The sequence below is a fragment of the Dyadobacter soli genome, from assembly GCF_900101885.1.
In the GTDB taxonomy this organism is placed as follows: Bacteria; Bacteroidota; Bacteroidia; order Cytophagales; family Spirosomataceae; genus Dyadobacter; species Dyadobacter soli.
In genome coordinates this window covers 348755-361160 of record NZ_FNAN01000003.1, presented here as the reverse complement: position 1 = coordinate 361160, position 12406 = coordinate 348755, and the positions used below count along the sequence as shown (strand labels likewise).

At 50.0% G+C, this 12406-nt stretch carries 16 protein-coding genes; 7 read left to right on the top strand and 9 right to left on the bottom strand.

The genetic code is table 11. The features are described 5' to 3' along the window. Positions 1 to 53: 53 nt before the first annotated feature. Entirely contained in the window at positions 54 to 314 is a 261-nt protein-coding gene (locus BLQ88_RS05860) for an MJ0235 family protein (protein WP_090147574.1), read from the top strand. Next, entirely contained in the window at positions 289 to 633 is a 345-nt protein-coding gene (locus BLQ88_RS05855) for a toxin-antitoxin system TumE family protein (protein WP_143016797.1), read from the top strand. The genes BLQ88_RS05860 and BLQ88_RS05855 overlap by 26 nt, the downstream gene beginning before the upstream one ends. Here the strand turns inward: BLQ88_RS05855 and BLQ88_RS05850 are convergent. Both BLQ88_RS05850 and BLQ88_RS05845 read right to left on the bottom strand, forming a co-directional pair. Beyond that, positions 627 to 1007 carry a globin domain-containing protein gene (locus BLQ88_RS05850; protein WP_090147570.1) on the bottom strand — a complete coding sequence of 127 codons (381 nt, stop codon included), beginning with the start codon at positions 1005 to 1007 and terminating at the stop codon, positions 627 to 629. The genes BLQ88_RS05855 and BLQ88_RS05850 overlap by 7 nt on opposite strands. A gap of 86 nt (positions 1008 to 1093) precedes the next feature. After that, positions 1094 to 1867, bottom strand: a complete 774-nt coding sequence (locus BLQ88_RS05845; protein WP_090147569.1) for an AMP nucleosidase — start codon at positions 1865 to 1867, stop codon at positions 1094 to 1096. Positions 1868 to 1918: 51 nt separating this feature from the next. Between BLQ88_RS05845 and BLQ88_RS05840 the strand changes: the two genes are divergently transcribed. Next, the gene (locus BLQ88_RS05840) at positions 1919 to 2368 is read left to right on the top strand and encodes a type I restriction enzyme HsdR N-terminal domain-containing protein (RefSeq protein WP_090147567.1); all 450 of its coding nucleotides are present in this window, start codon (positions 1919 to 1921) and stop codon (positions 2366 to 2368) included. 94 nt (positions 2369 to 2462) lie between these two features. On the opposite strand, the gene BLQ88_RS05835 is transcribed toward BLQ88_RS05840, so the two are convergent. Further along, complete coding sequence (locus BLQ88_RS05835) at positions 2463 to 3071, bottom strand: YceI family protein (protein ID WP_090147566.1); 609 nt, start codon at positions 3069 to 3071, stop codon at positions 2463 to 2465. Positions 3072 to 3129: 58 nt separating this feature from the next. Further along, on the bottom strand, positions 3130 to 3588 hold the full coding sequence (locus tag BLQ88_RS05830; RefSeq protein WP_090147565.1) for a MarR family winged helix-turn-helix transcriptional regulator: 459 nt from the start codon (positions 3586 to 3588) through the stop codon (positions 3130 to 3132). A gap of 212 nt (positions 3589 to 3800) precedes the next feature. Between BLQ88_RS05830 and BLQ88_RS05825 the strand changes: the two genes are divergently transcribed. The 3 genes from BLQ88_RS05825 (at position 3801) to BLQ88_RS05815 (ending at position 6987) form a co-directional block, all read left to right on the top strand. Then, on the top strand, positions 3801 to 4376 hold the full coding sequence (locus BLQ88_RS05825; RefSeq protein ID WP_090147563.1) for a Maf family nucleotide pyrophosphatase: 576 nt from the start codon (positions 3801 to 3803) through the stop codon (positions 4374 to 4376). A gap of 9 nt (positions 4377 to 4385) precedes the next feature. Further along, positions 4386 to 5915, top strand: coding sequence for an alpha-amylase family glycosyl hydrolase (locus BLQ88_RS05820; protein WP_090147765.1), 1530 nt, complete (start codon positions 4386 to 4388; stop codon positions 5913 to 5915). Between the two features lie 61 nt (positions 5916 to 5976). Next, positions 5977 to 6987: an SMP-30/gluconolactonase/LRE family protein gene (locus tag BLQ88_RS05815; RefSeq protein WP_374754753.1), complete on the top strand. Its 1011-nt coding sequence runs from the start codon at positions 5977 to 5979 to the stop codon at positions 6985 to 6987. Here the strand turns inward: BLQ88_RS05815 and BLQ88_RS05810 are convergent, their stop codons facing one another. Further along, positions 6988 to 7542 carry a hypothetical protein gene (locus BLQ88_RS05810; protein WP_090147560.1) on the bottom strand — a complete coding sequence of 185 codons (555 nt, stop codon included), beginning with the start codon at positions 7540 to 7542 and terminating at the stop codon, positions 6988 to 6990. Positions 7543 to 7553: 11 nt separating this feature from the next. Next, positions 7554 to 8072 (bottom strand): hypothetical protein, encoded by a 519-nt coding sequence (locus BLQ88_RS05805; protein ID WP_090147558.1) that lies wholly within the window; start codon positions 8070 to 8072, stop codon positions 7554 to 7556. A gap of 212 nt (positions 8073 to 8284) precedes the next feature. On the opposite strand from BLQ88_RS05805, the gene BLQ88_RS05800 reads away from it, so the two are divergent. Continuing rightward, positions 8285 to 8788 carry a GtrA family protein gene (locus BLQ88_RS05800; protein ID WP_090147557.1) on the top strand — a complete coding sequence of 168 codons (504 nt, stop codon included), beginning with the start codon at positions 8285 to 8287 and terminating at the stop codon, positions 8786 to 8788. A gap of 3 nt (positions 8789 to 8791) precedes the next feature. Here the strand turns inward: BLQ88_RS05800 and BLQ88_RS05795 are convergent, their stop codons facing one another. From BLQ88_RS05795 to BLQ88_RS05780, 3 genes are all read right to left on the bottom strand, one after another. Further along, positions 8792 to 9973 (bottom strand): thiolase family protein, encoded by a 1182-nt coding sequence (locus BLQ88_RS05795; protein WP_090147764.1) that lies wholly within the window; start codon positions 9971 to 9973, stop codon positions 8792 to 8794. Between the two features lie 507 nt (positions 9974 to 10480). Further along, positions 10481 to 10732 (bottom strand): DUF6814 family protein, encoded by a 252-nt coding sequence (locus BLQ88_RS05785; protein ID WP_090147550.1) that lies wholly within the window; start codon positions 10730 to 10732, stop codon positions 10481 to 10483. Positions 10733 to 10793: 61 nt separating this feature from the next. Continuing rightward, positions 10794 to 12329 carry an MFS transporter gene (locus BLQ88_RS05780; RefSeq protein WP_090147549.1) on the bottom strand — a complete coding sequence of 512 codons (1536 nt, stop codon included), beginning with the start codon at positions 12327 to 12329 and terminating at the stop codon, positions 10794 to 10796. Positions 12330 to 12406: the final 77 nt, after the last annotated feature.

Sequence of the window (12406 nt, the reverse complement as noted above, 5' to 3'; positions counted from 1 at the left end):
TCCCTCAATGCTTAAATTTGGAGTAGGCAAAATCGATTGATACTGTGGTAATCTTGACAAAAAAGCAGGTAGGCGATGCGGTACTGACGGACTACTTGTCTGAAAAGCAGGAATTGGAAGAGAAGTTAAATCTCCTCAAACAACGGTACCGCATTGATTTACAAATATTTGAAGCTCAACTTGAAAGTTCCTCTGTTGAAAATTTTGAGGCTTGGGATGATCTCATCCAGTGGAAAGCCTATCACCAGTTTCTACTTGAACTAGAAACCAAAATTACAGACATCAGGAATGGCGACTTTCAAATGGCTGAGTGACTATGACGAACTGATAGCAAGCTACACTATCCACGATTTGAGAGAGTCGGGTGACATGCATTACATTAATATTGAAGTGCATTTAAAAGATTCTTCTCAATTGTTTATCAAAGAATTTAATGAACCTGGGCGCCGCAAATACTCCTTTCATTGGCAAAGCCGTTCAGGCGAGCTAATCCTACGTTGGGACAATGCGCCACATTTTCAAAACCTTCCGAATTTTCCGCATCACAAACATCTCCCGGATCAATCTGTCGAATCTAGCTATGACATTCCGCTCGAAGATGTACTTCAATACATTGCCAACCGCATTTACTGATCTCCCGTATTCACCATAAAAAACGCCGTCCGGGGGAACCGGTCGAATAGCTCGTTTTTGAGTTCTTCGGGCAGGGCTAGCGATTCTACGGCGGAGGCCATGCATTGGAGCCAGGCTACTGCGTCGTCTTCGGTGATGGTGTGGGGCATGTGGCGGGCGCGCATCATAGGGTGGCCGTAAACGTCGGAGTAGAGCTGCGGGCCGCCGAGGAATTGGGTTAAAAAAAGGCGCTGTTTCTCCTTGATGAGGTCCTTATCGGTTTTGAAAAGCCGGGATATGAGCTCGTGGTTGAATACGAGGTCGTAAAATTGATCGGTGAGCTGCCGGAGCGCGGCGTCGCCGCCAATGCGCTCGTATAATGATTGATGTTCCATGAAAATAACCGGCGGAAAACTGTTGGCCGCCGGAAAGTAAACTCCCAACAAGCCTCAACAGGTTCCCGCCGCGACTATGACAGTTGTCAGTTCTCGAAACGCATATGCTTCACGGACTCGCCGGAGCGGGCCAGTTCGGTGAGTGCTTCGATACCAATGTCCAAATGCTGCTTCACGTAGCTCGACGTCACTTTTTTGTCGCTTTCTTCGGTTTTTACCCCCTCAGGAACGAGTGGATTGTCCGAAACGAGCAGCAATGCGCCGTGCGGAATGGAATTCGCAAAACCCACGATGAATATGGTAGCGGTTTCCATGTCGATGGCCATCGCGCGAACGGCCTGCAAGTATTCCTTGAAACTGGCGTCGTGCTCCCAGATGCGGCGATTGGTGGTGTAGACGGTGCCGGTCCAGTAATCGAGTTTGTGCTTTTTGATGGCCGCGGAAACGGTACTCTGCAGGCGGAATGACGGCAATGCAGGGATTTCGGGCGGCATGTAGTCGTCGCTGGTACCTTCGCCGCGGATAGCAGCAATAGGCAGGATGAGGTCACCCACCTGCGTTTTTTTCAAACCACCACATTTACCCAAAAACAAAACAGCTTTTGGGTTAATGGCTGATAATAAATCCATTACGGTAGCGGCCATCGGGCTACCCATCCCGAAGTTGATAATGGTAATGTCCTTTGCGGTCGCGGTTTGCATGGCGCGGCCTTGTCCCCTTACTTCCACCCCGAACTTCTCGGCAAACATGGTCACATAGTTTCCGAAGTTGGTCAGGAGAATGTAACTTCCAAACTCCTCCACCGGCGTGCCCGTGTAGCGCGGGAGCCAGTTTTCGACGATCTGTTCTTTGGTAGTCATGAAATCAGCAGGTTTGTTGGCGGGGCAACCCGGGGTTCGCTATCTTCGTTTATGGAATCATTGAACCTTCCCGGATTCGCCCATAAAGTTAAGCAGGTTAACGGGAAACCGCATATTTTCGACATTATCCGCAGGAAATTCGTCACACTCACGCCCGAGGAATGGGTGCGCCAGCATTTCATCCATTTGCTCATCACGCATTACGGTTACCCCAAATCGCTTTTTGCCGTAGAGACTGGCCTTCAATACAATACGCTTGCCAAACGCACCGATATCATGGTGCTTTCCAACAATGCATTGCCGTTTTTGCTCGTCGAATGCAAGGCGCCGTTCGTAAGCGTGACGGACGCGACATTTGCCCAGATCAGTCGCTATAATTTCACATTACAGCCTCAATACCTGGCAGTTACCAATGGCATGGCACACTACTGCTTCCGGGCGGTGAACGGGCAGATCCACTTCATGGACGATTTCCCTAAATACCGCGATTTCAACTCCTGACCACAAAAAAAACCTGCCTACAAAAGACAGGTTCTTTTAATATTCAGGTCATACAAACGCAGACGGTTGATACCAGGCAACCGCCAGCGGGTAATTATTTTGCAGCAACCAATTTCACGTCGATTGAGAAATCGTCGTTGATCATTTTGTCGCCGAGGTTATCGAAGAATGATTTCGAGTTGTATTTGATGTCGTATTTCGAACGGTCAACCACCAGTTTACCAGTAGCTTCTGCACCAGCAGCAGTAGTTTTCACTGTTACAGGGAAAGTCACAGGTTTGGTAATGCCTTTGATAGTCAGGTCACCAGTCACATCGTAAACACCGGTTGCTTTTGGAGTAGCTTTGGTAACTACGAAAGTTGCAGTAGGGTGTTTTTCAACACCGAAGAAATCATCTGATTTCAAGTGACCGATCAGTTTACCGTTGTATTCTTTGTCGGTAAGGTCTGTACAAGTAATGCTGTTCAGGTCGGCTACGAATTTCCCACCGGTCAGTTTGGCGCCGTCAAGAACGATTGTTCCTTCTTTCAAAGTGATTTTACCTGTGTGCTCGCCGGTAACTTTTTTACCCAACCAGGTCAGTTCGCTTTTGGCAGGATTCACTTTCAGGCTGGAAGCTTTTTTACCATTGTCTGCTGAAACAGAAGAAGATGCGAACAATGCTACTGCAAGAGATGCGACAAAAAATTTAAGTGATTTCATTGTAGTTTTGATTAAAAATTAAATTGAATTATGGATTTGTGTTAATTGTGTTCTAAGCTTAATCTTCATTTTCCCGGAGCTTATCGAGCAAAGCACTGATCTGCTCAGCCTCCGCTTCGGAAATGATGTTGAACCGGTTTTCCCAATCCTCGATAAACGGATCGAGCACATTGAGGAGTTCGAGCCCTTCCTCGGTAATCACGACGTCCACAGCACGGCGGTCGCTTTCACACGACGTCCGCTTTGCGAGGTTCTTCGCCAGCAGCTTGTCAACCAGCCGCGATGTGTTGGAACTTTTGTCGAGCATGCGCTCGGTAATGTCGCTCACCTTGATCGGGTTGCCTTGCTGTCCCCTCAGAATCCTCAGTACATTATATTGCTGCGGCGTAATGTCGTGCTCCTTGAAAGATTCAAGCTGCTTATATTCGAGCCACTTGGTGGTATACACCAGGTTAAGTGCCAACTTTTGGAACGGGCTCCGAAATTTTTTCTGCTTTATATCAGTTTCAATAGACATAGTCAATCGGGTTAAATGTAATAATAATGTATATACATTTAATGTAGAAACATCTATTGCCGCGAGAATAGTTCAGTCGGGAGAAAAATATTTTTAAAAATTTTAAAAAATGAGCGCCAACTAGTCACAATACACACATTATCAATAAATAAGTCTTTAAAACACATTACCATTCATGGCTACTACCTGACCAGCCCTGACCACTACCTGACATGATCACTCTCAAAAGTCCGCTAATCCTCGCCTCCAACTCTCCCAGAAGAAAACAATTACTACATGAAGCCGGCTTCGCATTCACGGTTGAAGTGCTCCCTACCGATGAAAGTTACCCGTCCGACCTGCCCGCCGAAGAAGTAGCAGGCTACATTTCAAGGGAAAAGGCCGAACAATTCCGCGGCATCCGCCCCGACTCGCTGGTGCTGACTGCCGACACCGTCGTGATCGCCGATCACCATATTTTAGGAAAACCAACCGACGCGGCCGATGCATTCCGGATGATCAGAATGCTCTCGGGCAGAAGCCATAAAGTTGTCACAGCCGTCAGTTTATTGGCCGATGACGCCATGCAAACCGCGTCCGACGTCGCAGAAGTTTACTTCCGCGACTTGGAAGATTGGGAAATCAACCATTATATTGAGGATTACAAACCTTTTGATAAGGCCGGCTCCTATGGCATCCAGGAATGGATCGGGATGGTCGGGATTGAGAAAATCGAAGGGTCGTTTTATACGATTATGGGCCTGCCGGTCCAGGTCGTTTACCAGTTGTTGAAACCGCATTTCCATTAAATGCCGCCTATGTTTGCAGACAAGCCAGCCAGTATTCCTAAGGTGTGTTATGAAATATTCGTCCGTTCTTTCTGCGATTCGAACGGCGACGGCATCGGCGATCTGAACGGCATTATCTCCAAACTGGATTACCTGGCCGACCTCGGCATTGAGGCGATCTGGCTCACGCCCATTCACCCCTCGCCGAGTTACCACAAATACGACGTCACCGATTATTACGCCATCGAACCCGAATACGGGACCATGGACGACTTCAAGCGCCTCCTCGCAGGTGCACACGAGCGCGGGATCGTTATTTACCTCGACCTGATCGTGAACCATACCAGCACGCTTCACCCATGGTTCGAGGAGGCGCGCAAGAGTAAGGATAATCCGTACCGGCATTTTTACTGGTGGATGACCGACGATCAGATCGACCATCTCGGCATTTCGGAGCGGGAAACTTCGGACGATTCGCAAGTCGTGTTTCCGTGGCACGAAAATCCCGGCGACGACGAGAAGTACTACGGTCTTTTTTTCAAGGGAATGCCCGACCTCAATTATCATTCGGAAGCATTGCGTGACGAAATGGCGAAGATCATCCGTTTCTGGCTGAACGACGTGGGTGTCGACGGTTTCCGCCTCGATGCCGCACGGCATGTTTATCCGGAATGGGACAAGGAGCAAAGCATTACTTTTTGGGAGTTTTTTTCCAAAATCGTCGGGGAAGCCAAGCCCGGCGCATTCACCGTGGGCGAAGTTTGGGCCGAAACCGAGGAAGTAGCCCCCTATTTCCGTAACCTGAACGCTACCTTCCATTTCGACCTCAGCTTTGCATTGCAACGTATGCTCATAGCCGGGCGGGACGAGCAGCTTACCGACAAATTGCTGGCGAGCTTCAATCTTTTCCAGAAATACAATCCCCTATTTGTCGACGCGATCATGCTCACCAATCACGATCAGGAGCGCATTGGGAGCGTTGTAGGTGGTGGTGTCGAGAAGATCAAGCTCGCGGCCAGCATTCTGCTCACATTGCCCGGGCAGCCGTATTTATATTATGGTGAAGAAATAGGTATGCTGGGCCTGAAACCCGATCCCTATATCCGCGAACCTTTCCTTTGGACGTCCGATCCCGAAGATCCGCAACGGACGCGTTGGATCACGCCCGAGTTTACCACCCTGAAAACAGTGGCGCCCCTGTCGGAACAGACCGGCGATTTCAATTCTGTTTTCAATCATTACAAAAAACTCATACACCTGCGCAAGACCGAACCCGCACTGAACCAGATCCTGGCCCCTAACCTGCAAACCCTGCGCCTGGGCGACGACCAGCTGCTAGGCTATTTCCGCCCGCACGTCGACCGCTCGCTCATTGTGATTCACAACCTGGGAGATACCGAAAGAGAATTGCTGATACCGGAGGATAAATCGTTGTTTACCGATGTATTGTTTTCGACCGATCCGCTTCACCAAACCACATTGACAACAAACCGGTTATCCGCGCATTCGAGCATTATCCTGGCACCCGCGCGGAATGCACGCCCGGCCGAAAAGCAGTAGGGAAGCACGGCAATCTTCCTTTATCGATAAATCCTTGTCGGTACTGCTAATGCATTCCCCTATGAAATCCGGTATTATTTCCACCTGTCTGATCGTCCTTCTGACCTGTACTGCTATGGCGCAAAAGTCCTACCCTACCATGGGCAAGATCGTTGTCGAAGATCCTTCTTTTGAAAAATTGTTGTCCAAAGACGCCAAGATTGAAGTACTGGCGTCGGGATTCGATTGGTCGGAAGGGCCGGTGTGGGTGAAAGACGGCGGCTACCTGCTGTTTTCGGACGTACCGAAGAACAGGGTGTACAAATGGGACGAAAAAGCGGGATTGTCGGTATTTCTGGAACCTTCGGGCTACACTGGCAGAGGTGTTTACAGTGACGAACCGGGCAGTAACGGCCTCATTATCGATAACAAAGGCCGCCTGGTTTCCTGCGAACACGGCGACAGGCGCATTTCCGCAATGCCATTGAATGTGGGTGGTAAAATCACATTGGCGGATAAATGGGAAGGCAAGCGTTTCAACAGCCCGAACGACGTGGTGCAGCACAGCAACGGCGACTACTATTTCACCGATCCTACCTACGGCCTCGCCAAAAAACACGAAGATCCGACCCGCGAAATCAAGGAATTTGGCGTGTACCGCATTCATAAAGACGGCAAGGTGACCATGCAGGTAAGCGACCTCAGCCGCCCCAACGGCCTCGCATTCTCGCCCGACGGCAAGACACTTTATGTTGCCCAATCCGACGCGGACAAGTCAATCTGGATGGCTTACCCGCTCGATGCGGACGGCAATGCAGGGAAGGGCAAGCTCATTTATGACGCTACACCCATGGGCAAACGCGGTATGCAGGGCCTGCCCGACGGCCTCAAAATCGACAAAGACGGCAACCTATGGTCGTCCGGCCCCGGCGGAATGCTTATTATCACGCCAGCCGGAAAGCTGCTGGGGCGTATCGAAATGGGCGAGCTGACATCCAATTGCGCCTGGGGCAACGACGGTTCTACATTATATATGACGGTCGACGGCTACGTTTGCCGCATTAAAACCAATACAAAAGGCGCCGGCTGGTAATCAATTCTTTTTCCGGTATTCGCGGAGTGTGTTGTCGACATCGCGCTTCACATTGGCCCAGTCGGATTTGCCGTTTCGGTAAATATTGGTGTAAGCCTTGTAAAGCATGAGCCGGTCGTCACTGATCTTGTCAAGCTCCATCGCCATCACCTGCCGCGACGACGACCTGGCATTTTTGTATTCATTGAGCAGGTTGTTGTACCTGTTTTCCAGATTATCCAGCTCATACAGAACCACTTCCGCCAGCTTATCCATATCGGAATACTGGTTGAGCAACCGCTGGTTGTAATCAGAATTGCCGCTCGCGGGGGTACTTACATTGGCAGAAGAGTTGTTGCCGTCAACCACCCGGTCATAATCCTTTCGGTAATTCGGGTCGGCCGCTTGATTATCCCTGTCGGAATCAGAAGATCGGGAGGAACGGTCTGTGGATGACGTGGAAGAGGTTGACGAAATGCCGTGCATGCGGTCGTAGCGACGCTGCAACGTGGCGGAACAGGAGAAATTGAGCGCGGCAAATGCTGCCAATGCGGCCCATATGTAAAGTTTTTTCACTGATAATCCCGTTAGAAGTTATGCCTCAGGCCAATGCTGAGATTGGGATTAAAGTAAAAGAATTTGGGAATAAATTCAAGGTAACCGCCGCCTTCGACAAAAAATGACGTTGGCTTCTGTGCAAAGAAGAATTCCAGACCGGCTATTGCCGACGGACCAGTGGATATGTTGGTTGTATAAACGGATCTTACATTACGGTCGGGGTAGTACCGCCGCGAATTCACCTGCACACCCGGGCCCGCGTACGCGATCATGCGCTCGTTGAACATGGGCACATACCAAAGGTAAGTGACATTGACCATCACACCTACCCCGCCCAAATCGTCATTACTCACCTTGTAATTGTCCTTTTTCTTGAACATTCCGAGGTAAGTCCCGAAGCTGATATCGAGCCCATTTCTGTCACCATATTTCCTCAAACTGACGGCAATAGGCTCACCTACCTCGAAGCCGACGGCCCATTTCTGGGTCTGGCCGAGACACGCAAACACGTAGAGCAGCAGGGGCAGCAATACACACAACTTCTTCATAATGACACCGATTAGGGTTAAACCAGACGTCCGCTGGCGGACGTTGCAGCAAACTGTTTAAACCAAACGGTTGCAAAAATGGTACCATCGGGGCACATTGCTTTCTTGCGCCCACTTACTCAAAATCGCGGGTTCTGTTTTGTTTCCAGACCATTTTCTTTCTAATATTGGGGCCTCAATCAGGTTCGCCGTTCCAACAAACTAACACACCAGTGACCCAAATCAAGCAGAACAAGATCTTCAATCCCAAAGATATCATAGCCTATTTTGTTGTTGCGGGTACCGGTGCCTTGATCCAGTTAGTTTCCAGCAGTCTTATCCAGGACTGGTTCAACATCAGTTGGAGCGACTCCATTGTACCTTCCTACATCATCGGTTTTTTCTGGGGTTTCACGCTTACCAAACTCTTCGCGTTCGATGCCCGCAAAAGCAACCAGACGCGCCGCGAAATGGTGAAATTCCTGATGGTTTCGATGGTTTCCCTCTTCATTACCTGGGCATTCACCATTGGTTCGTCGAAACTGCTCGTCGATTACATGGGCATGGAGGTGTACAAAGTGAAGTTCTCCTTTGCCAAAAAGGAAGTGAATGTGACCGAAATGGCTTGTTACGTGATCGGAATGGGATTCAGCTTTATCAGCAACTACATTCTGCACAAAACCTTCACTTTCAAGAGCACAGGCTTTTACAATCGCTTGAAAGTACTGATCCGCTGATCGTTACAATCTTTCCACAATCATAGCAGAAGCTCCTCCGCCGCCGTTACAAATGGCTGCAAGGCCGTATCGGGCCTTATTTTTCTCCAAAACAGACAGTAATGTGGTGATAATGCGTGCCCCGGAAGCGCCCAGCGGATGCCCGAGCGACACCGCGCCACCGAACACATTTACTTTTTCTACATCCAGATTCAGCGCTTGCATGTAGGCTAATGCTACCACCGCAAACGCCTCATTCACTTCGAAATAGTCAATATCGGAGATTTTCAAGCCGGCTTTTTTCAATACTTTCTCCGAGGCCAGTACAGGCGTGGTCGTAAACCAGGCCGGCTCCTGCTCGGCGTCGGCGTAGGCCACAATGCGGGCGATCGGTTTGAGATTCTGCGCATTCACTGCATTGCGACCGGCCAGTATCAATGCAGCGCCGCCGTCGTTAATGGTGGAAGCATTCGCTGCCGTAACGCTGCCGTCTTTGGAGAAAACGGGTTTTAATGTCGGGATTTTATCGAACTTGACACGCTTGTATTCCTCGTCCTCGCCTATTAGGGTTAGCTCACCTTTTGGGGATGTGATTTCAACCGGTACGATCTCGTTAGCAAACGAGCCATTCGCCGTGGCTTCCGCCGAACGCTGGTAAGAACGGATCGCGAATTCATCCTGCGCCTCGCGGGAGATGTTGTATTTCAGTGCGGTTTTATCGCCGCAAACGCCCATACCTATCTGGTCGTAAACATCGGTCAGGCCGTCTTTCAAAAGCCCGTCGATAATTTCACCATGACCGTAGCCATAGCCATTCCGGCCTTTGGGTAAATAATAAGGGATTTGGGACATATTTTCCATCCCGCCGGCCACTACAATCTCCGCGTCGCCCAGCTGAATCGCCTGCGCGCCAAAGGCCGTAGCCTTCATCCCGGAAGCACAAACCTTGTTGACCGTCGTACAAATCACCGAAACCGGTAAGCCCGCATAAATAGCTGCCTGCCGCGCAGGCGCCTGGCCCAGGTTAGCCGAAACGACATTGCCCATTATCACCTCGTCCACCGAACCCGGGTCAATGCCCGACTTCGCCAATGCGCCCCGAATGGCCGTAGCGCCCAATTTTGCCGCATGAACAGAAGAAAGAGTGCCTCCGAAACTGCCAATCGGCGTGCGGGTTGCGGAAAGAATAAAGACGTCAGTTTGCATGATGAATTTTGAATGACCCGGATTGTAACGTGAGGCGGCCAGCGAAGGCAAGTTACAAATAATGGCTCAATATGAGTCCAAATGCCGTCGGGCATCTAATATTGGTAGCAAAAGCCGTGATCCAAAGCGCCAAAAATGCCGCAGGCGTGTATTGCATCAGCAAATGCATTGCGCAATCCGCGTAAATGCCGTCAGGCATGCAATATTGGTAGCAAAAGCCCTGATCCGAAGCACCACAAATGCCGTAGGCATGCAACAACAAATGCATCTGCGCAATCCGTGTAAATGCCGTTAGGCATGCAATATTGGTAGTAAAAGCCCCTGATCCAAGGCGACACAAATGCCGTAGGCATGCAACAACAGATGCATCTGCGCAATCCGTGTTGTTACATCCCTGACGGGATTTTTGGACTATCGGGGTAACCTTCTTTCTACCAATATTACATCGCTACGCGATTTTCGCCTCAAACTCCTGCCGCTCATGCATTCCCGTTCCACGGCGGCTCATCACAACTCTTCCGAACTCTCCGGCAAATGATCGTACTCGCCCTTCCAGGCATAATAGCCAAAAATGACCAATCCGGTGCATATTGGAATAAAAATCAGGATGATAATGGCCCATTGCAGGGTGGTGTTCGTGCGCGCGATGCCTTCGGCGGCTTCACCGATTTTGTCGGCCGCCTGCATGAAGAGGAATATTATGATTACGGGTCCCGCGACAATCCAAAGTAGTCCCAGTATTTTCTTTAAACCACTCATTTTATATCAGAATCAAATATTTGAATAACCACTGAAAAACAATTACTTAAATCGGCTTCTACTAATCCATTACATTCTCATCCCGCCGATTATTAATATAAACCGCCCCGATGATAAACGATAGTGCTGCAATGCCGATCGGATACCAAAGCCCCGAAAGCGGCGTCGAACCCTGGAACGAGGCGATCAATGTAGCGATAAACGGTACGAGGCCACCGAAAACGCCGTTCCCGATGTGATAAGGCAGCGACATGGATGTGTACCGGATCTGCGTCGGGAAGAGCTCCACGAGGAATGCGGCAATGGGGCCGTACACCATCGTTACCAGCACAATCTGGAAAAATACCAGCAATATGACCATGATGTACGACTGCGTGGAGAGCGTTACATCCTTGATTACCGTTTGTACAGCAGGAACCTCCGCCAGCACATCCTCAGTAATAACTTCGACTTTCGATTCCTTGAAAGTCATGCCGTTGGTGAGCGTTTTGGTGATGGTCGTCGTGATCAGCGAGTCGGCTTTGTCGGGTACCAGTCCGCGCTCTACCACCGGCTCGGATTCGCTCAGGAGCATGGTTTTCTGCATTTCTTTCACGTCGGTAGCGTCGAGGAAATATTGGTAAATGGGCCGATAGCAAACCACGCCCAGGAGCATACCCGTGAGCATGATCCATTTGCGGCCTACCTTGTCGCTCCACGAGCCGAATATCACGAAGAAAGGCGTCGCGAAGACGATCGCCCAGAGCAGAATGTACCTCGATTCGTTGAAATCGAGTTTACAGGTATTTTCAAGAAACGATTGCGCGTAAAATTGCCCGGTGTACCAAACCACGCCCTGGCCCATTGTAGCACCGAATAATGCTACGAGTACCATTTTGAAATTCGCTTTTTTCTGAAAACTTTCTTTCAAAGGGTTAGCGGAGACTTTTCCTTCGGCTTTCAGTTTCGAAAATACCGGCGACTCATGCATTTTCATCCGGATGTAAATCGACACCACCACAAGCAGGATCGACACCAGGAACGGAATGCGCCAGCCCCAGTCGGCGAAGTTTTTCGCGCCCAGGATGTTTTTGGTCAAAACGATCACACCGAGGGAGAGGAATAGTCCCAATGTGGCGGTCGTCTGGATCCAGCTGGTAAAAAAGCCCCGCTTGCCCACAGGCGCGTGCTCCGCTACGTAGGTGGCCGCGCCCCCGTATTCGCCCCCAAGCGCGAGCCCCTGCACGAGACGGAGGATGAGCACCAGAATCGGCGCAGCATACCCGATGCTCGAATACGATGGAATAAGGCCGATGAGAAAAGTGGAGCCGCCCATCAATACGAGCGTCAGCAGGAAGGTGTATTTCCGGCCGATAAGGTCGCCCAGGCGACCAAACACCAATGCGCCAAAGGGGCGTACGATAAATCCTGCGGCGAAGATCGCCAGCGTGTTGATCAGTGCCGAGGCACCGGCGTCACTCGGAAAGAGCTGCTGGCCGATAATAACCGCCAGGCTACCGAAAATGTAGAAATCATACCATTCAATTAAAGTACCTAATGAAGAAGCAGCGATTACCTGTGTAATGCTTTGAGTAACATTGGATTCGGTGGAACGCATGGGTTTAGGAAAGGTGAGGAAAAGAACATTTTAGGTGAATAAGGCACAACCTGCATTTCATTACTCATACCCCGCGT